The following is a 25343-nucleotide window of genomic DNA, read 5'->3' on the forward strand; positions in this document are numbered from 1 at the left end:
AGAGTCCGCCATGTACGAGCTGTCCCGGGTCCGCCTCTACTCCATCGGGCCCGCCGGTGCGCGCTACGCCGACACCGTGCTGGACCTCCGGGGCGTGGGCGCGCCGGTGCCCACGCCCGCGCCGACGCAGGCGGAGTTCTTCGAGGAGGAGCCCGTCGGCCCGCCGCGCCGGCCCGCCCCGGCCGGCGTGCTCTTCCTGGAGAACGGCGGCGGCAAGTCCGTCCTCCTCAAGCTGATCTTCTCGGTCATGCTGCCCGGCCACCGCAACACCCTGGGCGGCGCCAGCTCGGGCGTGCTGCGCAAGTTCCTGCTGGCGGACGACTGCGGGCACGTGGCCCTGGAGTGGCAGCACGTCCTGACGGGCGAGACCATCGTGGTCGGCAAGGTCAGCGAGTGGCGCGGCCGCCAGGTCTCCAACGACCCGCGCAAGTTCGCCGAGGCCTGGTACTCCTTCCGCCCCGGCCCGGGCCTGAGCCTGGACGCCCTGCCCGTCGCCGAGTCCAGCGCGATGCGCTCCGCCGCCGACGGCACCTCCGGCGCGCGGGGGCGCCGCCGCACGATGAAGGGCTTCCGCGACGCCCTCACCGAGGCCGGCAAGGCCTACCCCCACCTGGACGTGGTCTGGGAGGAGATCCACGAGCGCTGGAACGAGCACCTGGGCGAGCTCGGCCTGGACCCCGAACTCTTCCGCTACCAGCGCGAGATGAACGCCGACGAGGGCGAGGCCGCGGGCCTCTTCGCCGTCAAGAACGACTCGGACTTCACCGACCTGCTGCTGCGCGCGGTCACCGACACCCGCGACACCGACGGCCTCGCCGACCTCGTGCACGGCTTCGCCCACAAGCTCGGCCGCCGCGCCGAGCTCACCGCCGAGCGGGACTTCACCGCCGGCTCCCTCGACCTGCTGTCGCGCATCGCCGAGGCGGCCGTCAAGCGCGAGCAGGCCCGCGGCGTGCACGCCGGCTCCGAGCGCCGCACCCGCGGCCTCGCCCGCCGACTGTCCGCCCGCGCCTTCGAGGAGCGCGGCCGGGCCGGCGAGCTGGCCGAGCAGGTCGCCGCCGCGGCCGACGCCGTCACCGACGCCGAGACCGGGCGCGGCCGCAGCTCCCTGGTCGCCGCCGAGATCGCCTACCGGCACGCCTCCCTGGCCCTCGCCGCGGCCGAGAAGGCCGCCGCCGCCCAGCGCCGCGAGCTCAACGACGCCCGCACCCTGCACTCCGCCTGGCAGGCCGCCGAGACCGTCCTGCGCCACCGCGCCGCCGCCGACCGCTCCGCGCGCGTCGCCGCCGCCATCCGCGAGGCCGAGCGCGACGCCGCCCCGGCGCTGGCCGCCCGCGCCCAGGCCGCCACCGAGCTCGTACGGGCCCTCAACACCGCCGCCGGGACCGGCGAGCAGCGCGCCAACGAGGAGGAGGAGCGCTCCGCCGCCCTCCAGGAGGCGAGCGAGGCCGCCCACCGCGACGCCACCGCGGCCGCCACCGAGGCCCAGCGCGCCCGCAGCGAATCCGGCCACCTGCGCCAGCGCCTGGCCGAGGTCGAGCAGGAGACCGCCGAGGCGGTCCGCGCCGGCTGGATCGACGACGACGCCGACCCGGCCCGCGCCGCCCTCGCCGCCAGCGACGCCGAGAAGCCGGCCGTCGCCGCGTACGAGTCCGCGCGGGAGACCGCCCGCCAGGCCGCCGACGCGGCCAAGGAGACGGCCGCCGCCGAGAGCCGCGCCGAGCTGGCCGCCGCCCGCGCCGCGGACGCCGCCACCGCCGCCGAGTCCGCCTACGACGCCGAGCGCCGCGCCGCCGAGTCCATCGGCGCCGAACAGCGCCTGATCGAGCTGCTGGGCCTGCCCGAGCCGGCCGCCTCCGGCCAGGTGCCCGGGCAGCGCACCGAGGCCGGCCACGGCGACGGCAGGCCGCCCGCCCCGCGCCGCTCCGCCGAGGACGCGCCGGACGACGAGGCCCCGTACTACCCCGGCGCCGTCCGGGCGGCCGCCCGCCGCAGCGACGCCGACGACCGGGCGCCCGCGCCCCGCCGCGCCGGGTCCGGCCCGCTGACCGCCGAGGAGCTCGACCGCAACGCCGACGCGCTGCGCGAGCTGCTCGACGACAGCGTCGCCTCCTCCGAGCGGCACCTGTTCGACCTGCGCACCGCCGCCGCCGACGACTCCCGCATCCTCGGCGCCCTCGGCGACGGCGGCCTGCTGCCGCCCCGCCCCGACGTCCTCGCGGCCGTGGAGTACCTGGGCGAGCACGGCATCCCCGCCCTGCCCGGCTGGCGCTACCTCGCCCAGGCCGTCGACCCGGCCCGGCACGCCGCCGTCCTCGCGGCCCGCCCCGAGCTCGTCGACGGCGTCGTCATCACCGACACCGACTCCCACGCCCGGGCCCGCGAGGTGCTGGACGCGGCCTCCCTGCTGCCCCGCTCCGCCCTCGCCGTCGGCACGTCCGAGGCCCTGCTCGCCCCCGTACCGGAGGCGGGCCGCCAGGACACCGGCGTCTTCCTCGTCGCCCCCAACCCCGCCATGCACGACGAGCGCGCGGCCGACGAGGAGCGGCACACCCTGCGCGAGCGCTCCCTCGCCCGCGACGAGGAGATCCGCGCCATAGCGGCCCGCCTCGCCGGTGACCGCACCCTCGCCGCCCGCCTCGCCTCCTGGCGCGCCGGCTGCCCCGCCGGCCGCCTCGCCGAGCTGGCCGGCGAGGCCACGCGCGCCCGCGCCGCCGCGGACACCGCCCAGGAGGAGCTGACCGGCCTGCGCGCCGCCCGCGCCGAGGCGGAGGAGACCGCCGCCGAGGCCGCCCGTGTGCGCGACGAACGGCAGGAGACCGCCCAGCGCGCCCGCCGCGCCGCCGACGCCCTCGCCGGGCTCGCCTACCGCCTGCGCGAGCGCGCCAACTGGCAGACGCGCGCCCGCGAGCTCGCCGAGGATGCCGCCGAGGCCGAGGAGCGGGCGGCCGTCTGCGTCGACCGCGCCCGCGCCGCCGACGAGGACCGCCGCGCCGCCCAGCGCGCCGCCGACGACGCCCGCCGCACGGCCCGCGCCCTGCGCGCCGAGCGCGCGGAGATCGCCGGCGCCCCCGACGAGGTCCCCGAGGCCGGCGAGGCCCCCACCGCCTCCCTGCCCGCCCTGCGCGAGGCCTACCGCGCCGCGTCCCAGGTCTACGAGAAGGTCGGCGTCGGCGCCGACCTGCGCGCCGAGCAGGCCCGCGCCGAGAGCGACGAGAGCGCCGCCCGCAACGAGCTCGACCGCCTCACCAACAAGGTGCGCACCCGCGCCGCCCAGCTCCTGGAGGGCACCGAGGGCGCCGACGGGCCCTCCCGGCAGGCCGCCGCGGCCCGCGCCGAGGAGCTCGTCCAGATGCTGGAGAGCCGCGCCTCCGCGGCCAGCGAGCAGCTGGGCCGGCTGCGCGGCGAGGCCGAGCGCCTCGCCCCCGCCGACGGCGACGCCCACACCGAGCTCCCCGAGGAGCTCGTCCCCGGCGACGCCGACCGCGCCAAGGAGCTCCTGCGCACCGCCACCGGCGAACTCGCCGCCCGCACCGACGCCCTGGAGCGCGCCCGCACCGCCCACAGCGACCTGCTGCGCGCCCACCGCTCCGCCGAGGACGCCGCCACCGGCTTCGACGACACCGCGGCCCTCCTGCGCGACCTCCTGCGCGACAACTCCCCCGAGGACGACGCCGAGCAGCCCGAGCCGTACACCGGCGGCCTGGAGGAGGCCCGCCAGGCCGCGGCCGAGGCCCGCCGCTCCCTGCGCGGCTGCGCCGGCGACCTGTCGGCCGCCGAGTCCGCGGTCCGCGAGGCGAGCGACGTCCTCGTCCGGCACGCCAACTCCACCCGCTACGAGCAGGTGCGCACCCCCGCCCGCCAGCAGATCCGCGAGCTGCCCGCGGCGGCCCTGCCCGAGCACGCCGCCGCCTGGGCCGAGGCCTTCGCCCCCCGCCTGCGGGTGCTGACCGACGAGCTGGAGCAGCTGGAGCGCAACCGCGACAGCATCGTGGACCGGCTGCGCGGCCTCGTGGAGTCCTCCCTGACCACCCTGCGCTCCGCCCAGCGCCTCTCGCGCCTGCCCGAGGGCCTGGGGGAGTGGTCGGGCCAGGAGTTCCTGCGCATCCGCTTCGACGACCCCGACCAGAGCACCCTCACCGAGCGCCTCGGCGAGGTCATCGACGAGGCGACCCGCTCGGCGGTCAAGAAGAACTCCGACCTGCGCCGCGACGGCATGTCCCTGCTCCTGCGCGGCGTCCAGGCGGCCCTGCAGCCGCGCGGCGTCGCCGTGGAGATCCTCAAGCCCGACGCGGTGCTGCGCGCCGAGCGGGTGCCGGTCCGGCAGATGGGCGACGTGTTCTCCGGCGGCCAGCTGCTCACCGCGGCCATCGCCCTGTACTGCACCATGGCCGCACTGCGCAGCAACGACCGCGGCCGCGACAAGCAGCGCCACGCGGGCACCCTGTTCCTCGACAACCCCATCGGGCGCGCCAACGCCACGTACCTGCTGGAGCTCCAGCGGGCCGTCGCCGACGCGCTCGGCGTCCAGCTGCTCTACACCACCGGCCTGTTCGACACCACGGCCCTGGCCGAGTTCCCGCTGGTCATCCGGCTGCGCAACGACGCCGACCTGAGGGCGGGCCTGAAGTACATCAGCGTGGAGGAGCACCTGCGCCCGGGCCTGCCGCAGCAGCAGGACCCCGACGAGGAGCAGGTGCACGGCCAGATCACGGCCACCCGGATGTACCGCCGCCCGCCGGAGGAGGAGCTCGCAGCGGGCGAGCAGGTACGCGCCGGCTCGTAGGCCTCAGGGATCGAGCTGCTGCAACCGCGCCGCGACCCCCGGCTCCGCGTACCGCCCCCGCAGCAGCTCCTCCACGCTGCTCCGCAGCCGCCGCAGCCCGTCGAGCTGCCCGCCGGGCCGGTGCATGGCCTCGTCGATGGCCAGCAGCTCCTCCGGCGGCACCCGCGAGACGTACGTGCGCAGCTCGGTGAGGTCCAGCCGCCGGTTGAAGTCGTGCACGGCGTCGCGCCAGCGGTGCAGCAGGGCGACGAGCTCGTCGTGCCCGGGTTCGGAGAACACCCCGGACACCAGCGCGGCGTCCGTCGCCGACTGCAGCAGCCGGGGGTAGACGCGCGCCCGGGGCGCGAACCGGTCCAGCGGCGCGAAGCCCGTGCCGACCAGCTCGGTGTTCTTCACCAGCTCGTCGGCGAGGGCGTACAGCGCCTGGGCGCGCCGCTCGCGGGCCGCCGCACGGCGCTCGGCGTAGACCCCGGTGATGGCGGCGACGAGCGCGAGCCCGGAGGCCGCGGGCTCGAAGTGCTCGTCGCGCCCCTGAGCGACGGTCAGCCACCACACGCAGATGCCGAGGGCGACCAGCAGGCAGGCGATGGTGGCGGCGGCGAAGAACTGCCGGCTGAGCCGGCCGAGGAGTCCCACTGCGCGCCCGGGCCGTCAGTCGAACGGGTTGGGGCCGGCGGGCCGGGTCCCGTCGCCGGGGGCGAGGAGCAGCAGCGTCATCCCGAACGCGGGCCCGTCGAAGGACGTGTGCCCGGCCTCGTGGGTCTCGCCGACCGTGGTGACCCGTGCGTCCACCAGCATCTTCTCCAGCCCGGTACGGGTGTACTTGCGGCTGAGGAGGAGGCGGATGGTGTCCTGGTCGGGGAAGCGGACGGTGCTGCGGTCGGGCAGCGTGAGCTGCAGCTCGGACCCCGTGCGGTTGCGGTAGATCACCTTGATCTTCAGGGCCCGGTCGTCCTCGACCAGGCCCTCGCAGGTGAGGCTGTTCATGTCGATCTGCAGATCCGTGTACTGCAGCAGGGCGCTGGTGACGAACTCCCGGAAGCGCGGGCTGTTCTCGTACTCCTGCGCGGCGGCGCGGGCCGCGGCCTCGTCCTGCCCGGCGGTGCTGGCCACCTCCAGCAGGAAGCGGTCCTGCGGCCGCAGCAGCTTCTCGGCCAGCAGCGCCAGCAGCTGGGTGTCGCTGTCGAAGTTGGCGAGGGTGTTGCCCAGCAGGGAGTACACGACGGGCTCGCTGCCGACCGTGCGGCGGATGAGGGTGCCCAGCCGGTCGAGGTTGGCGGGCATCGAGAAGTCCAGCTGGACGGGGAGCACGTCCGCCGCGGGCACGTGCAGGTGCTGCAGCGCTTCGCGCTGCGCGAGGCGCAGCATCTCGGCGCTGACGTCCACCGGTATGTAGCAGCCGCAGCGGCCGCGGCTGTCGAGGGAGCGCAGCAGGGCCTGGTCCTTCTGCCCGGTGCCGGGGCCGAGGCTCACGTAGTGCAGCGGCCCGCCGGGGAGTCTCTCGCTCAGGCCCCGCCAGCGGCGGCTGAAGGAGGCGATGCTCTCGCGCATCACGGGGTAGTACAGGTCGTTGCAGGCGTGGGCCCAGGCCACGGTGGACTCCAGGCCCCAGTAGGAGAAGCCGGAGGTGATCAGCTTTCCCGAGCCCGAGGGATCCGGGCCGCGCCGTAACCCCGCGGTCACCTGGGCCAGCTTGCCCGACTGTTCCTCACCGACCAGACACACCGTCCAGCCGGCATCCCGGAGCACCTCCGGAATGCGATGCACCGCCTGGTCCCGCTCAGCCATCCGTACATCCCCCCATGGCCCGTCCGCCCGCCCGTGCCCGGTGTACGACACCGTCAACCGCCGAACCTACCCGGCGCTTGACGATCAGGGGAAGCCGGGACGCCGGGCCCGTCTGCCCGCGCGCGCCGAACTGCTGGGCACGGACACCACTCCGTGCCTCTGCCGCCACACCTGCCGCGTGACCCACACGTCCAGCACCGCCCAGGTCGTCGCCACGACGCTCGCCAGGGTGCACAGCAGCGCCGGCAGGGCCAGCCACGAACCGGCGATCGCGAACAGCGCCGCGACCATCGCCTGCACCAGCGTCACGGCGACGAAGAGGACCGCGCGCACCGCGGCGGTGCGCACCGGATCCGGCATCCGGCGCCGGTGCGCGGGCTGCTCCACCCACAGCGGCGGTCGCGTCCGGCGCGACGGCTCGTCATGATCCCGCTCCACGACGGCTCACCCCCTCGTCGGCGGCGCCCGCCGCCTCCCGTGCCGAGGCCGGCCGCAGCGGTCCGGCTCCCTCCACAAGAGCGATGGACGGTGCCCGATAGTTCCCATGGGCAGGGAATTACCGCCATACGGGTGGCCGCCACGACGGTCCGATCACCGTACTGGCCTTCGAGTCCCGTACCCCGCAGTAGTAGGCTCACGCCGCATTGTTGTCGGAACACCACCCCACCAGAGCGGGGTTGACGTTGGGGAGGCCATGCGCTTTCGCGGGAAGTCGATCCGCCGGAAGATCGTGGCGCTGCTGCTGGTGCCGCTGGTGTCGCTCACGGGCCTGTGGGTCTTCGCCACCGTCATCACCGGCACGGAGGCGGCCCGGCTGCTCTCCGCCGCCGAGGCCATCCGCACCGCGGGCCTCCCCGCCGAGGAGCTCGTCCGCGCGCTGCAGAAGGAACGCCGCCAGACCCTCGTCCACCTCGCCGACCCGCGCCGCGCCGACAACCTCGCCGTCCTGCGCGAGCAGCAGGACGCCACCGACAAGGCGGCGGCCGGCTTCCGCCGCGGCGCCGGCAAGGTCCGCGACGACATGAGCCCCGCCACCGACGTCCGCTACCGGCGCATCGAGAAGGCCCTGGGCGACCTCGAGGTCCTGCGCGGCAAGGTCGGGGCCGGCGGCATCAGCCGCTACGGCGCCTTCCAGGCCTACAACGACCTGGTGGAGCCCTACTACGCCTTCCTCGGCAGCCTCGGCGCCTTCGAGGACGCCGAGATGGACAAGCAGGCCCGCGCCCTCATCGGCGTGGCCCGCGCCCGCGAGGCGCTCGCCCGCGAGGACGCCCTCCTCGCCGCCGCCCTCACCACCGGCACCATGAGCCGCCAGGACCTGCGGGCCGTCTCCGACCGCGTCGCCGAGCGGCAGATCCTCTACAGCACCAACCTCTCCGTGCTGCCCGCCGGCGACCAGAAGATCTTCGAGGAGTACTGGCGCGGCACCGGCCCCCACGCCCTGCGCGCCGCCGAGGACACCGCCATCCTCGCCGGCTCCTCCCGCGCCCCGCAGACCATCGACCCGATGCGCTGGGAACGAGCCGCCGGCGCCGTGCTCGACGAGCTCGCCCGGATGAACACCGAGGCCACCGACCGCTACGCGGACCGCGTCGAGCCGATCGCCGTCCGCGTCCTGACCAAGGCCGCCGTCGCCGGCGTCCTGGGCGCCGCCGCGCTCGTCTGCTCCCTCGTCATCTCCCTGCGCATCGGCCGCGGCCTGGTGCGCGACCTGCGCCGGCTGCGCAAGGAGGCCCACGAGGCCTCCGGCGTACGGCTGCCCGCCGTCATGCGCCGCCTGGCCGCGGGCGAGCGGATCGACCTCGCCGCCGAGGCCCCGCCGCGGGAGTTCGGGCCCGACGAGCTCGGCCAGGTCGGCAAGGCCCTCGACACCCTGCAGCGGGCCGCCGTCGAGGCCGCCGTCAAACAGGCCGACATGCGCCGCGGCGTCGCCGACGTCTTCGTCAACCTCGCCCGCCGCAGCCAGGTCCTGCTGCACCGTCAGCTCACCCTCCTCGACGCCATGGAGCGCCGCACCGAGGACACCGAGGAGCTCGCCGACCTCTTCCGCCTCGACCACCTCACCACCCGCATGCGCCGCCACGCCGAGGGCCTGGTGATCCTCTCCGGCGCGGCCCCCGCCCGGCAGTGGCGCAAGCCCGTGCGCCTCATGGACGTCGTCCGCGGCGCCGTCGCCGAGGTCGAGGCCTACGAGCGGATCGAGGTGCGCCGCCTGCCCCGGCTGGCCGTGCGCGGCCCCGCCGTCGGCGATCTCATCCACCTCGTCGCCGAACTCATGGAGAACGCCACCGTCTTCTCCCCGCCGCACACCGCCGTGCAGGTGCACGGCCAGCGCGTCGCCAACGGCTTCACCCTGGAGATCCACGACCGCGGCCTCGGCATGTCCCCGGACGCCCTCCTGGAGGCCAACCTCCGGCTCGCCGAGACCCCCGAGTTCGAGCTCTCCGACACCGACCGGCTCGGCCTGTTCGTCGTCAGCCGGCTCGCCCGCCGCCACGACGTGCGCGTCTCGCTCCAGACCTCCCCGTACGGCGGCACCACCGCCGTCGTCCTCATCCCCCTGGATCTGCTCACCGAGACCGACCCCCGGTCCGGGGACGAGGACACCGGCGAGCAGGTGCTCACCAAGGGCCGGGCCCCGGTGCCGCCGGCGCGGGCCGCGCTCTCCCGCGACCGGCACCCCGCGCCGGCCGGCGACCCCGTGCTCTGCCCCTTCGAACCGCGCCCGGACGAGGGCGAGGAGCACCACCAGGCGGGCGACGGACCGCTGCCGCTGCCGCGCCGCAGGCCCTCCGCCCCGGCCACGGGCCCGGCCGCCGCCCCGGCGGACCCCCCGGAGAGGCCCGGGGCCGAGCGGACGCCTCCCGGCGGGCTGCCCCGGCGCGTGCGCCAGGCGAGCCTCGCCCCCCAGCTGAAGAAGGACCCCTCCTCGGGGAAGGACGTGACGGCCACCCGCACCCACGGCGGTCCGGCCGGCCCGGACCCCGCCGGTCCGGAACCCGAGCGCGACGCCGACGAGGTGCGGGCCAGGATGGCCGCCCTCCAGCGCGGCTGGCAGCGCGGCCGGGAGCACAATGAGGCGGACGCACCGAACAGACCACCGAGAAAAACCGCACCAGGAACCACATCTGAGGGGGACGGTCGATGACCGCACCGAAGGCCGACAACGGGACAACCACCGCAGCGAACGGCGCACCGGCCGGCACGGGCGAACTGAACTGGCTCCTCGACGAACTCGTCGAGCGCGTCGGCAGCATCCGCAAGGCGCTCGTGCTCTCCGGCGACGGGCTGGCGACCGGAACCTCCAAGGACCTCTCGCGCGAGGACGGCGAGCACCTGGCGGCCGTGGCCTCCGGCTTCCACAGCCTCGCCAAGGGCGTCGGCCGGCACTTCGACGCGGGCAAGGTCCGCCAGACCGTCGTCGAGCTGGACGAGGCCTTCCTCTTCGTCACCGCCGCCGGCGACGGCAGCTGTCTGGCCGTGCTCGCCGACGCCGACTCCGACATCGGACAGGTCGCCTACGAGATGACGCTGCTCGTCAAGCGGGTGGGCGCGCACCTGGCCACCGCTCCGCGCACCGGCGTAGCCGCCGACGGGTGACCGCCGGCCTGACCGGGGACGGCTCCGGCGACGCGGACGTGCGCTGGTACGACGACGCGGCGGGCCCGGTGGTCCGCCCGTACGCCATGACCCGCGGGCGCACCCGCAGCGCGGACGGGGCCGGCCTCGACCTCATCGCGGTCGTCGTCGCCGAGGACCCGGCGGAGCACCCCGGAGCCGCCCACGCCCTCGCCGACCAGACGCTGTCCCCGGAACACCTCGACATAGCGGAGCTCACCCGGGACATGCCGCGCTCGGTCGCGGAGCTGGCGACGGGCCTCGACCTGCCCGTCGGCGTGGTGCGGGTGCTCGTCGGCGACCTGCTCGACTCCGGCCTCGTCCGGGTCACCCGTCCGGTGCCCCCGGCGGAACTCGTCGACGAAAGCATTCTGCGCGAGGTGATCGACGGGCTGCGGGCCCTCTGAGACGCGGTGTCCGGGGCGGCTCCGGGCACCGCGCACCGGAAGAGACTTGTCGTGACCACGGTCTCTACGGAACGATCACCTTCCACCGGGGGAGCGGGACACCGCGAACGCCCCCACGACCGGAGGACGAACAACCATGAGGCCCCTGCGCTCCGACCGCGGCCGTGCGCGCCCCGCGACAGCCCCGGTGGCCCTCAAGCTCCTGGTCGCCGGGGGCTTCGGGGCGGGCAAGACCACCCTCGTCGGCGCGGTCAGCGAGATCCGGCCGCTGCGCACGGAGGAGCTGCTCACCGAGGCGGGCAGGCCCGTCGACGACACCTCCGGCGTGGAGGGCAAGCGCACCACCACCGTGGCCATGGACTTCGGCCGCATCACCCTCCGCGACGACCTGGTCCTCTACCTCTTCGGCACCCCCGGCCAGGACCGCTTCTGGTTCCTGTGGGACGAGTTGGCCCGCGGCGCGCTCGGCGCCGTCGTCCTCGCCGACACCCGGCGGCTGCAGGACTGCTTCGCCGCCGTCGACTACTTCGAACGCCGCGGCATCCCCTTCACCCTCGCCGTCAACTGCTTCGACGGCGCCGAGCGCTACCCCGAGGAGGACGTCCGCGACGCCCTCGACCTCGACCCGGGCGTCCCGGTGATCCTGTGCGACGCACGGGAGAAGGAGTCGGTGAAGGGGGTGCTGGTGTCCGTGGTGCAGCAGCGGTTCACCGCGCTCGCACAGCAGGCCGGCTAGCCCTGCCGCGAAGGCTCGACCCAGCCGAGGCTCCGCTCCACCGCCTTGCGCCACACCCGGTACTCGGCCTCCCGCTCCTCCGGCGCCCGCCGGGGCGTCCACTCCGCGTCCCGCTGCCAGTGCGCCCGCAGCTCGTCCGGATCGCGCCACACACCGGTCGCGAGACCCGCCGCGTACGCCGCGCCCAGGCTCGTGGTCTCGGCGACCACCGGCCGGATCACCGGCACGCCCAGCACGTCGGCCTGGTGCTGCATCAGCAGCCCGTTGGCCGTCATCCCGCCGTCCACCTTCAGCGAGCTGATCCGCACGCCGGAGTCCTGGAACATCGCGTCCACGACCTCCCGCGTCTGCCAGCTCGTGGCCTCCAGCACCGCCCGCGCCAGGTGCGCCCGCGTGACGTAGCCGGTCAGCCCGGTGATCACGCCCCGGGCGTCCGGGCGCCAGTACGGCGCGTACAGGCCGGAGAAGGCGGGCACGATGTACGCGCCGCCGTTGTCGGGGACGCTCGCCGCCAGCGCCTCGATCTCGTCGGCCGAGCGGATCAGCCCCAGCCGGTCGCGGAACCACTGCACGAGCGCGCCCGTGACGGCGATCGACCCCTCGAGGCAGTAGACGGCCGGCTCGCCGCCCAGCCGGTAGCCCACCGTCGTCAGCAGGCCGCTCTTGGACGGCACGGGCCGCGTCCCGGTGTTCAGCAGCAGGAAGCTGCCCGTGCCGTAGGTGTTCTTGGCCTCGCCCACCCCGTAGCAGGTCTGCCCGAACACCGCCGCCTGCTGGTCGCCGAGCGCCGCCGCCACCGGCACCCCGGCCAGCGGCCCGACTGCCCTCCCGTACACCTCGCAGGAGGAACGGATCTCCGGCAGCACCGCCTCGGGGACGCCCATCTCGGCCAGGATCCCGGCGTCCCACTGGAGCGTGCCGAGATCCATCAGCAGGGTGCGCGACGCGTTCGTCACGTCCGTGACGTGGACCCCGCCGTCCGGACCGCCCGTCAGGTTCCAGATCAGCCAGGAGTCGACCGTGCCGAACGCTATCTCGCCGTTCTCGGCACGCCGCCGCAGCCCCGGCACGTGCTCCAGCAGCCAGGCGACCTTGGGCCCGGAGAAGTAGCTCGCCAGCGGCAGCCCCGTCGCCGCCCGGAACCGGTCCTGCCCGTCCGCGCCGCCGAGCTCGCGGCAGAGCGCGTCCGTACGGGTGTCCTGCCAGACGACCGCGTTGTGCACCGGCTTGCCCGTCGAGCGGTCCCACAGGACCGTCGTCTCGCGCTGGTTGGTGATGCCCAGGCCGCTCAGCTCGCCGGCCTCCAGCCCCGCCGCGGCCAGCGCACCCGCCACCACCGCCCGCACCTTCGCCCAGATCTCGGCGGCGTCGTGCTCCACCCAGCCCGGCTTGGGGAAGATCTGCCGGTGCTCGCGCCGGTCCGCGCCGACGGGCCGGCCGTCCCGGTCGAAGACGATGCAGCGGCTGGAGGTGGTGCCCTGGTCGATCGCGGCGACGTACGGACCCGTCATGGCGTCTCCTGACCTCGGAACCTGTCCGGACCTGTCAGGACGGGAAGTGTTCCCCCACCGTGACGGAGCGTCAAGGCGCGGGACGGCGCAGCACGGGGAAGTCGAAGTACGTGCCGGGGAACGGCTCCGGCTTGAAGGTGTAGTGCCACCACTCCTCCGGCAGGTTGACGAACCCCTCCCGCTCCAGCGCCGACTTCAGCAGCAGCCGGTTGGCCCGCTGCACACCCGTGATCCGCGGGTCCAGGGTGTGCGACAGGGTGTCGAAGCAGTCGAAGCCCGTCCCCATGTCCACGGAATTGTCGGGGAAACGCTGCTCCCGCGGCGCGTAGCACGGCACGAGCGGCTCCCCGGGCACGTACGGCCGCGTCGGCCAGGCCGGCAGCCTCACTATCGTGACGTCCAGCGTGCTGCCCCTGCTGTGCCCGGACTTCGCCGCGATGTACCCGTCCTCGAACAGCCGGGTCTTCTCCACGCGCGGGTAGAACTCCGCCTTCATCCGGGTGTCCGCGAGGTCCTTCGCCCACTCCACGAAGTCGTTCACCGCCCGCTGCGGCCGGTAGCAGTCGTACACCTTCAGCCCGTAGCCCCGGCGCAGCAGCGAGCGCTGCGCCCGGTGCAGGGCGTCGGCGGCCTCCCGCGTCAGGACGCACATGGGGCGCAGGTAGCCGTCGACGCGGTGGCCCGTGAAGTTGTGCACGGTCACGTACCGCATCTCCTGCAGGATCGTCGGATCCACGTCGGCGAGGGCCACGAACCCGCGGGGCGGACGCGGCTCCGCGGAGGCGGCCCGCGCCGGCGGCGCGGCGGCCGGAAGGGACAGGAGCGTCAGGAGTGCCGCGGCGGGCAGGACGAAGGCCCGCAGGGCGGCCCGGACTCGGGGTCTGTTCATGCCACCCGGATAGCAGCCGGACGGGCTCCCGGGGAAGGGCGCCCGCCCTCTCACTTCACTGCGCTCCCCTTCGCTTCGTCACGCGCCCTCTCCCCGCACGCGGACCGGATACCCCACCTCCTCCGCACCCTCCTGCTCCACGACCACCGCACCGTCCCGCCGGCGCGTGGTGAACCGCACGGCCTCCTGCGGCTCCCACCCGTCACCCCCGTCCGGGACCAGCACGCCGCCGCCCGTGCGGCCAGGAGCCGGAGCCCACACCTCCAGTTCCACCGGCCCGGACAGCCCGGAGGGGGCGGCGAGCTCGGACTGCCCGGCCGGCCCGGAAGCGCTCTCCGCAGTCCTCTGCACCGGAATCACCGAACCCGCCCGCGCCAGCACCGGGATCCGCGACAGCGGCGCGTCCAGCAGCACCTGCCCCGGCCCCTCGTGCGCCTTGCCCGTCGCCGTGTCGTACCACAGCCCGCGCGGCAGCCGCACCGCCCGCCGGTCCGCCCCCTGCTCCAGCACCGGGGCCACCAGCAGCGAATCGCCCAGCAGGAACGCGTCCTCGCAGTCCCGCAGCGCACGGTCCTCCGGCGAACGCCACCACACCGGCCGCACGTAGGGCGCCCCCGTGCGCCGCGCCAGGTGCGCGAGCGTCACGAAGTACGGCAGCAGCCGCATCCGTTCCCGCAGCGCCGCCCCCGCGTGCTCCAGGGCCTCCCCGCCGAACTCCCACGGCTCCCGGCGCCCCGCGTTGATCGCCGAATGCGTGCGGAACAGCGGCAGATAGGAGCCCAGCTGGAACCAGCGCACGTACAGCTCGGGCGAAGGGAACCCGGAGAAACCCCCGACGTCCGGGCCCGAGTACGGCACCCCGCACAGCCCCAGGCCCAGAACCAGCGACAGCGACGCCCGCAGCCCCGGCCAGCCCGTGGCCACGTCGCCCGACCACGTACCGCCGTAGCGCTGCATGCCCGCCCAGCCCGAGCGCGAGAAGAGGAACGGGCGCTCGCCCGGGCGCAGCTCGCACAGCGCCTCGTAGCCGGCCCGGGCCATGGCCAGGCCGTACACGTTGTGCGCCTCCCGGTGGTCGCCGCCGCGGCCCTCCAGCGAGTGCCGCGCCGACAGCGGCAGCGACGGATCCCCGAACGGCGCGAACGACACCGGCTCGTTCATGTCGTGCCACACGCCCGAGAACCCCTGCGCCAGCCGCTCCCCGTACAGCCCGCCCCACCACTTGCGCACCCGCGGATCGGTGAAGTCGGGGAAGACCGACTCGCCCGGCCACACCTCCCCCCGCACCCGGCGCCCCCGCGCGTCCCGCACGAACGCGTCGGCCGCCGCCCCGCTGTCGAACACCCACTGACCCGGCTCCGCCTTCACCGCCGGGTCCACGATCGACACCAGCCGCACCCCCCTCTCCCGCAGCTCCGCCGCCAGCCCCGGCAGATCGGGGAAGCGCTCCCGGTCCACCGTGAAGACGCGGTGCCCCCGGTAGTGGTCGATGTCCAGGTGCAGGGCCGACAGCGGCAGCCCGCGCTCGGCGTACCCCTCCACCACCCGCCGCACCTCGCGCTCGCTGCCGAACCCCCAGCGCGCGTGATGGTGACCGAGCGCCCACGCGGGCGGCAGCGCAGCGGACCCCGTCAGGGACGCCCAGCCGTGCAGCACCCGCGCCGGCGTCCCCACCAGCACCCAGTAGCGCAGCGGCCCCCCGTCCATCCGCACTTCGCAGCGGCCCGGCCGGTCGTGGCCCGAGCCCGCGCCCTCCTCGCCCTCCGCCAGCGTCACCCGCCCGTCCCACGAGTCGTCGTGGAACACCAGGTGCGTGCCCGCGTCCGCCACCACCAGCTGCACCGGCATCGTGATGTACAGCGGATCGTCGCCCGGCACGAAGGCGCTGTCCGGATCGGTGTTCCACAGCCGGTACGAGCCGTCCCGCAGCCGCGGACCCGCCGACCGGCCGCCCAGCCCGAAGAAGCGCGCATCCGCCGCCACCTCCGACCGCAGCGCCCACCGCGCCTCACCCGCCCCCTGCGGCTCACGCCCCTCCGCATCCGCCGGCTCCCACCAGCGCGGCGGCAGATCACGCCGCAGCAGCACGCCCCCGGGCGTCCGCACCTCCACCGTCCCGTGCCGGCCCACCACCACCAGCACGCGCTCCGACACCACCCGCCAGCCGCCGTCGGTGTCCGGCTCCAGCACCGCCCGCTCGTCCACCTCCGGCCCCGGGCCGTTCAGGGCGTACGACGGCTCCGGCCCGGCCCCGTCCCAGCCGCAGAACACCGCACCGCCCGCCGCCACCCGCACGCGCAACGACGACCGCGCGAAGCGCACCACCCCGCCGCCCGGCAGCGGCTCCGCCCCCTGTGCCGCACCCGGCACCCGCGCCCGCTCCGCACCCGGCCGCGGCAGCCCCGCTCTGTCCGCGCTCCGCCGCCGCAGCGCCGACCGCAGGGACCGTACCCCCCGCGCCGTACGGACCGTCCTCACTAACCGCAGCAGATCACGCGCATCCATGCTGCTCAGACTGCCACCCGCGCGATCGCCGGCGCCCCCCGTTCAGACGCCGTTCACCCGCGCAGGGACAAGGACGGGGTACCGGAGGAACCCGGCACGCGTGAGACGGACGGGACACGGCCCCACTCGCTGCCGGTGCGATGCGTGCCGCACTGTGCCGTCGGCTCTGGTGCGGGAGTCGATCACGTGGCATCGTCCTGGTCAGCCGTGCCACGCGCACACCCCGCCCGTGCGCGCGGCGCACGAGGACGATGCCACCACGCGATGCCCACGACGCGCAGAAGCCCGGGAGCCGCCAGATGACCACCGCACCGCAGCCCGCCGAAACGCCGGAGCCCCTGTGGACCCCCGGCGCCGACCGCGTCGCCCGCGCCCAGGTCACCCGCTTCCAGGCGTGGGCGGCGGAGCGCCACGGCGCCCCGGCCGCGGTCCCCGGCGACCCCGCCGCGAGCTACGCCGCCCTGCACCGCTGGTCCGTCGACGAGCTCGAGACCTTCTGGCAGGCCCTCGCCGAATGGTGCGGCGTCCGCTTCTCCCACCCCTACGAGCGCGTCCTCGCCGACCGCTCGATGCCCGGCGCCACCTGGTTCCCCGGAGCCACGCTGAACTACGCCGAGCACGCACTGCGCCCCGCCGAGGACCCCGCACGGGCCGGCGAACCGGCCCTGCTCGCCGTCGACGAGACCCACGAGCCCAGCCCGGTCACCTGGACCGAGCTGCGCCGCCAGGTCGCCTCGCTCGCCGCCGCGCTGCGCCGCCTGGGCGTGCGCCCCGGCGACCGCGTCTCCGGCTACCTGCCCAACATCCCGCACGCCGTCGTCGCCTTCCTCGCCACCGCGGCCGTCGGCGCCGTGTGGACCTCCTGCGCGCCCGACTTCGGCGCCCGCAGCGTCCTGGACCGCTTCCAGCAGGTCGAACCCGTCGTCCTGTTCACCGTCGACGGCTACCGCTACGGCGGCAAGGAGCACGAGCGCACCGGCACCGTCGCAGAACTCCGCACGGGTCTGCCCACCCTGCGCGCCGTCGTCCACATCCCGCTGCTCGGCACCCCGGCCCCCGAAGGCGCCCTGGAATGGGACGCACTGGTGGCCGAGGACGGGGAACCCGTCTTCGAACAGGTCCCCTTCGACCACCCGCTGTGGGTGCTGTACTCCTCCGGCACCACCGGCCTGCCCAAGGCCATCGTCCAGTCCCAGGGCGGCATCCTCCTCGAACACCTCAAGCAGCTCTCCCTGCACTGCGACCTCGGCCCCGGCGACCGCTTCTTCTGGTACACCTCCACCGGCTGGATGATGTGGAACTTCCTCGTCTCCGGCCTCCTGGTGGGCTCCACCGTCGTCCTCTACGACGGCAGCCCCGGCCACCCCGACACCGCCGCCCAGTGGCGCATCGCCGAACGCACCGGAGCGACCCTCTACGGCACCTCGGCCGCCTACGTCATGGCCTGCCGCAAGGCGGGGGTCCACCCCGGCCGGGACTTCGACCTCTCGCGCGTGAAGTGCGTGGCCACGACGGGCTCGCCACTGCCGCCCGACGGCTTCCGCTGGATTCACGACGAATTCCACCAAGAAGGCGCCGAAGACATGTGGATCGCCTCGGTCAGCGGCGGCACGGACGTCTGCAGCTGCTTCGCGGGCGCCGTCCCGACCCTGCCCGTCCACATCGGCGAGCTCCAAGCCCCCTGCCTCGGCACCGACCTGCAGGCCTGGGACCCGCACGGCAAGCCCGTCGTCGGCGAGGTCGGCGAGCTCGTCGTCACCAACCCCATGCCGTCGATGCCCATCCATTTCTGGAACGACCCCGAAGGCACCCGCTACCGCGAGAGCTACTTCGAGATGTTCCCCGGCGTCTGGCGCCACGGCGACTGGATCACCCTCACCCCGCGCGGCAGCGTCGTCATCCACGGCCGCTCCGACTCCACCCTCAACCGGCAGGGCGTCCGCATGGGCTCCGCCGACATCTACGAGGTCGTCGAACGCCTCCCCGAGATCCGCGAGTCCCTCGTCATCGGCGTCGAACAGCCGGACGGCGGCTACTGGATGCCCCTCTTCGTCCACCTCGCGCCGGGCGCACAACTGGACGACGCCCTGCTCGACCGCATCAAGCGCACCATCCGCGAGAACCTCTCGCCCCGCCACGTCCCCGACGAGGTCATCGAGGTCCCGGCGGTCCCGCACACCCTCACCGGCAAGCGCATCGAGGTCCCGGTGAAGCGCCTCCTCCAGGGCACGCCGCTGGAGAAGGCGGTGAACCCGGGCTCGGTGGACAACGCGGACCTGCTGAAGTTCTACGAGGAACTGGGCCGCAAGCGCTAGTCCGGTCACGGCTCGTCCGAGCACCATGTCAGCCCGTCCGGCGTTTGAGGACGAGCGCGCGTTCAGCGCGATAGCGGGGTCCGGGGCGGAGCCCCCGGTTACGGGAAGGGGCGGGTAGGGGAAAAGCCCCCACCCGTCACCCCCCGTACGTCGCCTGAGCCTCACCCAGCACAGAAGCAAAGTCCGCGGCAAGCCGCTCCGCTTCCACGGGCAACAGATCCGCCGTAGTGATCCGCACCCCCGGCGCGGTCCCGATCCGGAACCGCGCCCCCGCAGCCACCCACCACCCGCAAGACCGCAACCCGTTGACGACGGCGGCCTCGTCCCGCACCGGCACCCACACGTTCAGCCCCCCGCCCCCGTGCGCGGAGATCCCCCGCCGGGCCAGCTCCCCGATGAGCGCCTCGCGCCGCACGGCGTACGCGGCGCGTGCCTCGTCGACCAGCGTCCGCGCACCGGGGTCGGCGAGCAGCCCGGCCACGGCTTCCTGCAGCACGTGGCTGACCCAGCCCGAGGTCAGCAGCAGCCGCCCGTCGTGCCGCGCCAGCGTCGTCGCGTCGCAGGCCAGCGCGGCCCACCGCAGGTCCGGCCCCAGGTGCTTGGTGACGGTGCGGACCTGGGCCCAGCGGGCGAGCCGGCCCCCGGCGGTCAGACTGTGCAGGGGGGCGCCGCAGATCTCCGCGGTGTAGTCGTTCTCGACGACCAGCACTTCCGGCGCCTCCGCGAGCACCGCGGCCAGCGCGTCGCGCCGGGCGGCCGAGAAGCAGCCGCCGTACGGATTCTGCGCCCGCGGGCTGCAGATGACGGCCCGTACGCCGCCGCGCAGCGCGGCCCGCAGTTCCTCAGGCCGCATGCCCTCGTCGTCCACCCCGACCGGAACGATCCGCAGGCCCAGCGCCGGCACGAGGTCGAGCAGGTGGTGGTAGCCGGGGTCCTCCATCGCCACCGCGTCACCGGGCCGCAGCTCGGTGGAGAGCAGCCGGGCCACGCAGTCGAGCGCGCTGTGCGCGAACGTCACGTGCGCGGACGGGACGCCGTCGCGCTCGTACCAGGCGCGGGTGAGCTCCTCCAGCCGGGCCAGCCGCGGTGCCGCCCGGTGCGAGCGCGTGCTCCGGGCCATCTGCACCGGCGGCACCAGTGCGGGCAGGAACGCCGGATCGGGGTGGCCGCCGGCCAGGTCCCGCAGCCCCTCGGGCACCTTCGGCGGGCGCCGGGAGGCGACGGCGGGAGCCTCGGCGACGACGGTCCCGCCGCGCCCGCGGGTGACGACGATGCCCCGGCGGCGCAGCTCCTTGTACGTGGTGGCGACCGTCCCCGGGCTCACGCCGAGCCGCTCGGCGAGCGTGCGCACCGGGGGAAGCGAACTGCCGGGAGCGAGCGCGCCGTCGGCCACGCCGCGCTCGATGGACGCGGCAATCCCCTTGGCGTTCGTACCAGTGATCTCATATTGTGTCACCACAGAACTGAGTATGTATCAATACAATATTCGGGTCAAGGGGGATCACCACATGCAGATACCGGGGGGACCGGACGGCCGCCGCATGCTCGCCGTCACCTTCGTCGACAGGACGGGCTCCGGCCTCTGGGGCGCCACGGCCGTCCTGTACTTCACCTACGTCGCCGGGCTCGGCACCGCCCAGATCGGCCTGCTGCTCGGCGTCTCCGGCGCCATCGGCATCGCCGGCCCGCCCCTCGGCGGCCTCCTCGCCGACCGCCTCCCCCTGCGGACGCTGCTCGCCGCCGTCCAGGCCCTCCGCGCCGTCGCCTCGCTCGCCCTCCTCACCACCACGGACCTACGGCTGCTGCTCGCCATCACCGCGGTCGGCAGCCTCGGCGACCGGGCCTCCTCCGTCCTCACCAGGCTCTACGCGACCCGCATCGCCGGCCCCGACCGCAGTCGCTACCAGGCCGTCAACCGCACCGTCTCCAACGTGGGCTGGGCCGTCGGCGGCCTCGCGGCGGCCGGAGCCCTCGCCGTCGGCACCACCGCCGTCTACCGCTGGCTGCTCGTCGGCGACGCCCTGTCCTTCGTCGCCGTCGCCCTGCTCACCCTGCGCTGCGGCGAACCGCCGTCGGCCTCGCGCGTAGTGATGGCGGGCGGCCCGGCAGCCGGCGCCGGAGAGGGCCGGGCGGCCGCGGAAGCCGGGGTGGCGCGCGTCACCAACCCCTGGCGCGACCGCCGTTACCTCGCCTACACCGCCACCGAAACCTTCCTCTGCCTCGACGACTCCGTCTTCAAGGTCGGCCTCGCCCTGTGGGCCGTCACGGCCACACCCGTCCCGCACGGCGTCGTCCCCCTCCTCCTCGTCCTCAACAACGTGCTCGTGGTGTGCTTCCAGGTCCCCTTCGCCCGCTTCGGGACCACCTCCGAGAAGGCGCGCACCTCACTCTTCCCCCTGGCCGCGGCCTTCCTCGCAGGCGGAGCGGCCCTCGCCGCATCGGCCACGGACACCCGCTGGATCGCCGTCACCGCCCTGACCCTCGCCGCGACCGCCTTCACCGTCGCCGAGATGCTCCACGCCACCGTCTCCTGGGAACTGTCCGTCGCCCTCGCGCCGCCCACCGCCCAGGGCGCCTACCTCGGAGTCCACGGCCTCTCATCGGCGGTCCAGCGCAGCATCGGCCCCGTGGCCGTGACCGGCACCATCGCGGCCGGCCCCCTCGGCTGGCTCGCCTTCGGCGCCGGACTCGCCGTCATGTGCCTCGCCCAGCGCAGGCTCACCCGAGACGACGGCGGAACCGCATTGTCAGTGCCTCCCGTTACGGTGAGTGAGCACTGATCACACGCGCTCAGGGGGAGAGAAGATGGCGCATTCACGGGACGGCCGAGGACGACCGGCGGGCAGGAAGCGCCCGCACACCAAGCAACGGGACGGCAGGAAGAGACCGCCCGCCCAGCGGCGCAAGCTCAGCGCACGGCGCCTGCTGCGCCGCGAAGTCCCCAGCACCCTGGCCGTCCTGGCCGGAGCGGACGACTTCGCGGCCATGCAGGGCTACACGAGCTTCCCCTTCGACGACCACGCCACCTACATGCGGCAGGTGGAGGGCCTGCTGCGCGACTTGACCGCCCGCGGCACGCACACGAGCGTCGCCCTCTTCGACCCCGTCGCCTACGCCGAGTTCTGCACCGAATCCCACCTCGACCCCGACGCCCCGGCCAGCCGCACGCGCTACACCGCGGAGGTCGCGGCCGCCGGCACCAAGGTCACCTACGAGGGCGAGCCCCTCGCCCGCCTGCTGCCCCGGCTCGTCGCCGAAGCGGAACAGCAGGCGACGTGGGAGTACGCCTCGGCCCTGCTCACCCGCGGCGACTGCGACTCCTGCGGCGAGGACATCGGCCGCGCCGCCTTCGCCAGGGCCACCGCCCTCCTGCGCAGGATCATCCAGGCGGTCGGCCCCGGCACGCACCACCTCGTCTGCAGCATCCCGGCCGAAGGACGGACTCCGCTCGTGGCCGTGCTGCACACGGAGAGCCGTGACGACGGCCTGCTCCACCTCGGCGAGGCGGCCGCCCTCGTCTTCTGCACCGTCCTCGCGGCGGGCATCGCCACGGAACGGCCGGGCGGAGTGGTCCTGCGCAGCATGCGGCCCGATCACCGCGACACCGTCCGCGGCTGGAACCTCAAGGACGGCGGCCGGCTCCACCCGCTGACCGAAGCGGAAGTCTTCGCCGCCTACTGCACCGACGCCCGCACCGGCGAACCCGTACCGCCCGAGCCCGACGTCGACTACCGCGCGGGGCTGCCCTTGGAGGACTGAGCGACCGGCGGCCGCCGGTCAATGAACGAACGGAGAACGAACGAAGGGTGCCCCGCCGCCCGGCGGGACACCCTTCACTCCTCAGCTCACGTCACCGCGACGGTGACGGCCCGGCTCACTCGCCGGACAGCACCGCCTGCGCGGCCAGACGGGCCTCCTCGGCGGAGTCCGTCGCACGGGCCGCGGCGGCAGCGCGCTCGCACTGGGCCAGCGTGTGCTTGGCCAGGGTCGCGCGGACGTACGGAATCGACGCCGCACCCATGGACAGACTCGTCACGCCCAGACCGGTCAGCACACAGGCCAGCAGCGGGTCCGACGCGGCCTCACCGCACACGCCGCAGCTCTTGCCCTCGGCCTTGGCGGCCTCGGCGGAAGCCGCGACCAGGTCGAGCAGCGCCGGCTGCCACGGGTCCTGCAGCCGCGACACCGCACCGACCTGGCGGTCGGCGGCGAAGGTGTACTGCGCGAGGTCGTTGGTGCCCAGCGACAGGAACTCGACCTCCTGCAGGATCGAGCGGGCCCGCAGCGCGGCGGAGGGGATCTCCACCATCGCCCCGAACTTCGCCTGCAGCCCGGCCTCGCGGCACGCGTCCGCGAACGCCTTCGCGTCCGTGCGGTCGGCCACCATCGGCGCCATGACCTCGAGGTAGACCGGCAGCCCCTCGGCGGCCTTGGCCAGCGCGGTGAGCTGCGTGCGCAGCACGTCCGGGTGGTCGAGCAGGGTGCGCAGACCCCGCACGCCCAGCGCCGGGTTGGGCTCGTCGGCCGGCGTCAGGAAGTCCAGCGGCTTGTCCGCGCCCGCGTCCAGCACCCGCACGACCACACGGCCCTCGGGGAAGGCCTCCAGCACCTTGCGGTACGCCTCGACCTGCTTGGCCTCGGACGGCGCCTTCTTGCTGTCGTCCAGGAACAGGAACTCGGTACGGAACAGACCGACGCCCTCGGCACCCGCCTCGACGGCCGCCGCGACGTCCCCCGGACCGCCGACGTTCGCCAGCAGCGGCACCTTGTGCCCGTCCGACGTCGCACCCGGGCCGGACGACGCCGACAGCGCAGCCTTGCGCTCCTCGGCCGTCTTGATCAGCTCCGCGCGCTTCTCCGGGCTCGGGTCGACGAAGATGTCGCCCGTGCTGCCGTCCACGGCCACCACCGTGCCCTCGGCAAGCTCACCCGCACCCGGCAGCGCCACGACCGCCGGCACTCCGAGCGCACGCGCCAGGATGGCGCTGTGGCTGGTCGGCCCGCCCTCCTCGGTCACGAAGCCCAGCACCAGGGTCGGGTCGAGCAGGGCGGTGTCGGCGGGAGCGAGGTCCCGGGCGATCAGCACGTAGGGCTCGTCGCTGTCCGGCACGCCCGGCATCGGCACGCCCAGCAGGCGCGCGACGATGCGGTTGCGCACGTCGTCCAGGTCGGCCACGCGGCCGGCCAGGTACTCGCCGGCGTTGGCGAGCAGCGCGCGGTAGGCGGCGAAGGCGTCGTACACCGCGCGCTCCGCGGTGCTGCCGACGGTGATGCGCCGTTCGACGTCGGCCATCAGCTCGGGGTCCTGGGCCATCATGGCCTGGGCCTCCAGCACGTGCTGGGCCTCGCCACCGGCCAGGTTGCCGCGCGCGATGAGGTCGGCGGCCACAGCTTCCACGGCCTGGCGCGCGCGACCCTGCTCGCGCGGCGCCTCGTCCGTCGGAATCTGCTTGGCCGGCGGCTCCAGAACCGCCGTGCCCATGTGCCGGACCTCGCCGATCGCCACACCGTGGCTCACGCCGACGCCTCGCAGCGTTGTCTCCATTTCACCCGTCTCCGGTTGATGCGGCGGCTCGGGCCGCCGCGGTGGATGTCGTACGTGCCGCTCCCCTTTAAGGAGCGGTATCGGCTACTTCCAGCTGAAGAGCTGGTCGCCGGCCTTGACGTCGCCGTCCTCGCGGACGTCGCCGAGCGAGTCGGCGGTGGCCTCGAGGGCGACGATCGGGCAGATCGGCGACTTGCCGGCCTCTTCGACGGCGACCGGGTTCCAGCGCACGACCTCCTGGCCGCGCGTCACGGTGTCGCCCTTGTTGACGAGCAGCTCGAAGCCCTCGCCGTTGAGCTGGACGGTGTCGATGCCGAGGTGCGTCAGTACACCGTGGCCCTCGGCGTCCACGACGACGAACGCGTGCGGGTGCAGCGAAACAATGACGCCGTCGACGGGGGAGACCGCGGCGTGGGGCTCACGGACGGGGTCGACAGCGGTACCGGGTCCCACCATCGCGCCGGAGAAGACCGGATCGGGCACTGCCGCGAGTCCGATGGCGCGTCCGGCGATCGGGGACGTCACGGTGGTCATGGGAAGCCTCCCAGGTGGAGATTCGTCACGCGCCGTCACTACCTGTCCTGGACGGCGCACTGGTCGGAAGCCTAAGTCATAGGAACTGAGGGTTCCGCACGAGTGATCGGGGCCTTGGCGTGTGCGGTGCGTAATCGATTTGCCTCGCATGAGGAGGGCATGTACTGTCGGATCCCTGCCCACGACCGAGGCCCGCAGACAACTGCCGGCGAGGCGAGGGCAGCACCTATCAGAAGTGATCCTTTCTCGGGTCCACTGCTGTGCCCGTATGTCTTTATGACTGCGGAAAACAGGGTGGCGGGAGAGCGGGAAAAGTCCTGATAGAGTGTGAAACACAACGAAGGGAAGCGCCCGGAGGAAAGCCCGAGAGGGTGAGTACAAAGGAAGCGTCCGTTCCTTGAGAACTCAACAGCGTGCCAAAAGTCAACGCCAGACTATAAAATACCCCGTCCTCGGTCATCTGACCGGGACGCGGTTCCTTTGAAAGTCCTGCCGGTCCTTCGGGAGTGAGCAGGCAACACAGCGAGGACGCTGTGAACGACCGGGATTATTCCTCCTGGCCGTTCCGCTCTCGTGGTGCGAACCGGATTACCGGTAAACATTCACGGAGAGTTTGATCCTGGCTCAGGACGAACGCTGGCGGCGTGCTTAACACATGCAAGTCGAACGATGAAGCCCTTCGGGGTGGATTAGTGGCGAACGGGTGAGT

17 protein-coding genes and 1 rRNA gene are annotated in these 25343 nt (G+C 74.3%); 9 read left to right on the top strand and 9 right to left on the bottom strand.

The features are described 5' to 3' along the window. Nucleotides 1–10 precede the first annotated feature (10 nt). Nucleotides 11–4786 (top strand): coiled-coil domain-containing protein, encoded by a 4776-nt coding sequence (locus tag ACFPP6_RS29100; RefSeq protein ID WP_382048511.1) that lies wholly within the window; start codon nt 11–13, stop codon nt 4784–4786. Nucleotides 4787–4789: 3 nt separating this feature from the next. Here ACFPP6_RS29100 and ACFPP6_RS29105 read toward each other — a convergent pair whose 3' ends face one another. The 3 genes from ACFPP6_RS29105 to ACFPP6_RS29115 form a co-directional block, all read right to left on the bottom strand. After that, nucleotides 4790–5422: a hypothetical protein gene (locus tag ACFPP6_RS29105; RefSeq protein ID WP_382048514.1), complete on the bottom strand. Its 633-nt coding sequence runs from the start codon at nt 5420–5422 to the stop codon at nt 4790–4792. Nucleotides 5423–5437: 15 nt separating this feature from the next. Further along, complete coding sequence (locus ACFPP6_RS29110) at nt 5438–6574, bottom strand: L-histidine N(alpha)-methyltransferase (protein WP_382048517.1); 1137 nt, start codon at nt 6572–6574, stop codon at nt 5438–5440. Nucleotides 6575–6658: 84 nt separating this feature from the next. Then, nucleotides 6659–7012 (bottom strand): hypothetical protein, encoded by a 354-nt coding sequence (locus tag ACFPP6_RS29115; RefSeq protein WP_382048520.1) that lies wholly within the window; start codon nt 7010–7012, stop codon nt 6659–6661. 256 nt (nt 7013–7268) lie between these two features. Here ACFPP6_RS29115 and ACFPP6_RS29120 point away from each other — a divergent pair, with 256 nt between their 5' ends. From ACFPP6_RS29120 to ACFPP6_RS29135, 4 genes are all read left to right on the top strand, one after another. Continuing rightward, the gene (locus ACFPP6_RS29120) at nt 7269–9722 is read left to right on the top strand and encodes a sensor histidine kinase (protein WP_382048522.1); all 2454 of its coding nucleotides are present in this window, start codon (nt 7269–7271) and stop codon (nt 9720–9722) included. Next, a complete protein-coding gene (locus ACFPP6_RS29125; protein WP_168092849.1) occupies nt 9719–10174 on the top strand; it encodes a roadblock/LC7 domain-containing protein in 456 nt (151 codons plus the stop codon). Before ACFPP6_RS29120 ends, ACFPP6_RS29125 begins: the two co-directional genes overlap by 4 nt. An 8-nt stretch (nt 10175–10182) precedes the next feature. Further along, a complete protein-coding gene (locus ACFPP6_RS29130) occupies nt 10183–10599 on the top strand; it encodes a DUF742 domain-containing protein (protein ID WP_382048579.1) in 417 nt (138 codons plus the stop codon). A 136-nt stretch (nt 10600–10735) separates the two neighbouring features. Beyond that, the gene (locus tag ACFPP6_RS29135) at nt 10736–11335 is read left to right on the top strand and encodes a GTP-binding protein (protein WP_382048525.1); all 600 of its coding nucleotides are present in this window, start codon (nt 10736–10738) and stop codon (nt 11333–11335) included. On the opposite strand, the gene glpK is transcribed toward ACFPP6_RS29135, so the two are convergent. The 3 genes from glpK to ACFPP6_RS29150 all read right to left on the bottom strand — a co-directional run bounded on the left by glpK (nt 11332) and on the right by ACFPP6_RS29150 (nt 16240). Next, the gene (gene glpK / locus ACFPP6_RS29140) at nt 11332–12846 is read right to left on the bottom strand and encodes a glycerol kinase GlpK (protein WP_382048528.1); all 1515 of its coding nucleotides are present in this window, start codon (nt 12844–12846) and stop codon (nt 11332–11334) included. The two genes, ACFPP6_RS29135 and glpK, sit on opposite strands and share 4 nt — an antisense overlap. A 70-nt stretch (nt 12847–12916) precedes the next feature. After that, a complete protein-coding gene (locus ACFPP6_RS29145; protein WP_382048531.1) occupies nt 12917–13735 on the bottom strand; it encodes a M15 family metallopeptidase in 819 nt (272 codons plus the stop codon). Nucleotides 13736–13813: 78 nt separating this feature from the next. Further along, nucleotides 13814–16240: a glycoside hydrolase family 31 protein gene (locus ACFPP6_RS29150; RefSeq protein ID WP_382048533.1), complete on the bottom strand. Its 2427-nt coding sequence runs from the start codon at nt 16238–16240 to the stop codon at nt 13814–13816. Between the two features lie 299 nt (nt 16241–16539). On the opposite strand from ACFPP6_RS29150, the gene ACFPP6_RS29155 reads away from it, so the two are divergent. Next, the gene (locus ACFPP6_RS29155; protein ID WP_382048536.1) at nt 16540–18555 is read left to right on the top strand and encodes an acetoacetate--CoA ligase; all 2016 of its coding nucleotides are present in this window, start codon (nt 16540–16542) and stop codon (nt 18553–18555) included. A gap of 136 nt (nt 18556–18691) precedes the next feature. Here ACFPP6_RS29155 and ACFPP6_RS29160 read toward each other — a convergent pair whose 3' ends face one another. Then, complete coding sequence (locus ACFPP6_RS29160) at nt 18692–20014, bottom strand: aminotransferase class I/II-fold pyridoxal phosphate-dependent enzyme (RefSeq protein ID WP_382048539.1); 1323 nt, start codon at nt 20012–20014, stop codon at nt 18692–18694. A gap of 49 nt (nt 20015–20063) precedes the next feature. Here ACFPP6_RS29160 and ACFPP6_RS29165 point away from each other — a divergent pair, with 49 nt between their 5' ends. Both ACFPP6_RS29165 and ACFPP6_RS29170 read left to right on the top strand, forming a co-directional pair. Beyond that, on the top strand, nt 20064–21335 hold the full coding sequence (locus tag ACFPP6_RS29165) for an MFS transporter (RefSeq protein WP_382048541.1): 1272 nt from the start codon (nt 20064–20066) through the stop codon (nt 21333–21335). 25 nt (nt 21336–21360) lie between these two features. After that, nucleotides 21361–22314, top strand: coding sequence for a hypothetical protein (locus ACFPP6_RS29170; protein ID WP_382048544.1), 954 nt, complete (start codon nt 21361–21363; stop codon nt 22312–22314). Between the two features lie 115 nt (nt 22315–22429). Here ACFPP6_RS29170 and ptsP read toward each other — a convergent pair whose 3' ends face one another. Then, nucleotides 22430–24100, bottom strand: coding sequence for a phosphoenolpyruvate--protein phosphotransferase (ptsP, locus tag ACFPP6_RS29175; protein ID WP_179079904.1), 1671 nt, complete (start codon nt 24098–24100; stop codon nt 22430–22432). An 84-nt stretch (nt 24101–24184) separates the two neighbouring features. Continuing rightward, nucleotides 24185–24634 (bottom strand): PTS sugar transporter subunit IIA, encoded by a 450-nt coding sequence (locus ACFPP6_RS29180; RefSeq protein ID WP_336013561.1) that lies wholly within the window; start codon nt 24632–24634, stop codon nt 24185–24187. Between the two features lie 601 nt (nt 24635–25235). Between ACFPP6_RS29180 and ACFPP6_RS29185 the strand changes: the two genes are divergently transcribed. After that, nucleotides 25236–25343, top strand: a 16S ribosomal RNA gene (locus ACFPP6_RS29185); the annotation flags it as partial.

This window comes from Streptomyces aureoversilis (assembly GCF_042657885.1).
GTDB lineage: Bacteria > Actinomycetota > Actinomycetes > Streptomycetales > Streptomycetaceae > Streptomyces > Streptomyces aureoversilis.

Coding starts and splice junctions, on each gene's coding strand:
- ACFPP6_RS29170 (WP_382048544.1), top strand. CDS start 21,361: ATGGCGCATTCACGGGACGGCCGAGGACGACCGGCGGGCAGGAAGCGC.
- ACFPP6_RS29125 (WP_168092849.1), top strand. CDS start 9,719: ATGACCGCACCGAAGGCCGACAACGGGACAACCACCGCAGCGAACGGC.
- ACFPP6_RS29120 (WP_382048522.1), top strand. CDS start 7,269: ATGCGCTTTCGCGGGAAGTCGATCCGCCGGAAGATCGTGGCGCTGCTG.
- glpK (WP_382048528.1), bottom strand. CDS start 12,846: ATGACGGGTCCGTACGTCGCCGCGATCGACCAGGGCACCACCTCCAGC.
- ACFPP6_RS29150 (WP_382048533.1), bottom strand. CDS start 16,240: ATGGATGCGCGTGATCTGCTGCGGTTAGTGAGGACGGTCCGTACGGCG.
- ACFPP6_RS29100 (WP_382048511.1), top strand. CDS start 11: ATGTACGAGCTGTCCCGGGTCCGCCTCTACTCCATCGGGCCCGCCGGT.
- ACFPP6_RS29155 (WP_382048536.1), top strand. CDS start 16,540: ATGACCACCGCACCGCAGCCCGCCGAAACGCCGGAGCCCCTGTGGACC.
- ptsP (WP_179079904.1), bottom strand. CDS start 24,100: ATGGAGACAACGCTGCGAGGCGTCGGCGTGAGCCACGGTGTGGCGATC.
- ACFPP6_RS29180 (WP_336013561.1), bottom strand. CDS start 24,634: ATGACCACCGTGACGTCCCCGATCGCCGGACGCGCCATCGGACTCGCG.
- ACFPP6_RS29110 (WP_382048517.1), bottom strand. CDS start 6,574: ATGGCTGAGCGGGACCAGGCGGTGCATCGCATTCCGGAGGTGCTCCGG.
- ACFPP6_RS29165 (WP_382048541.1), top strand. CDS start 20,064: ATGCAGATACCGGGGGGACCGGACGGCCGCCGCATGCTCGCCGTCACC.
- ACFPP6_RS29145 (WP_382048531.1), bottom strand. CDS start 13,735: ATGAACAGACCCCGAGTCCGGGCCGCCCTGCGGGCCTTCGTCCTGCCC.
- ACFPP6_RS29135 (WP_382048525.1), top strand. CDS start 10,736: ATGAGGCCCCTGCGCTCCGACCGCGGCCGTGCGCGCCCCGCGACAGCC.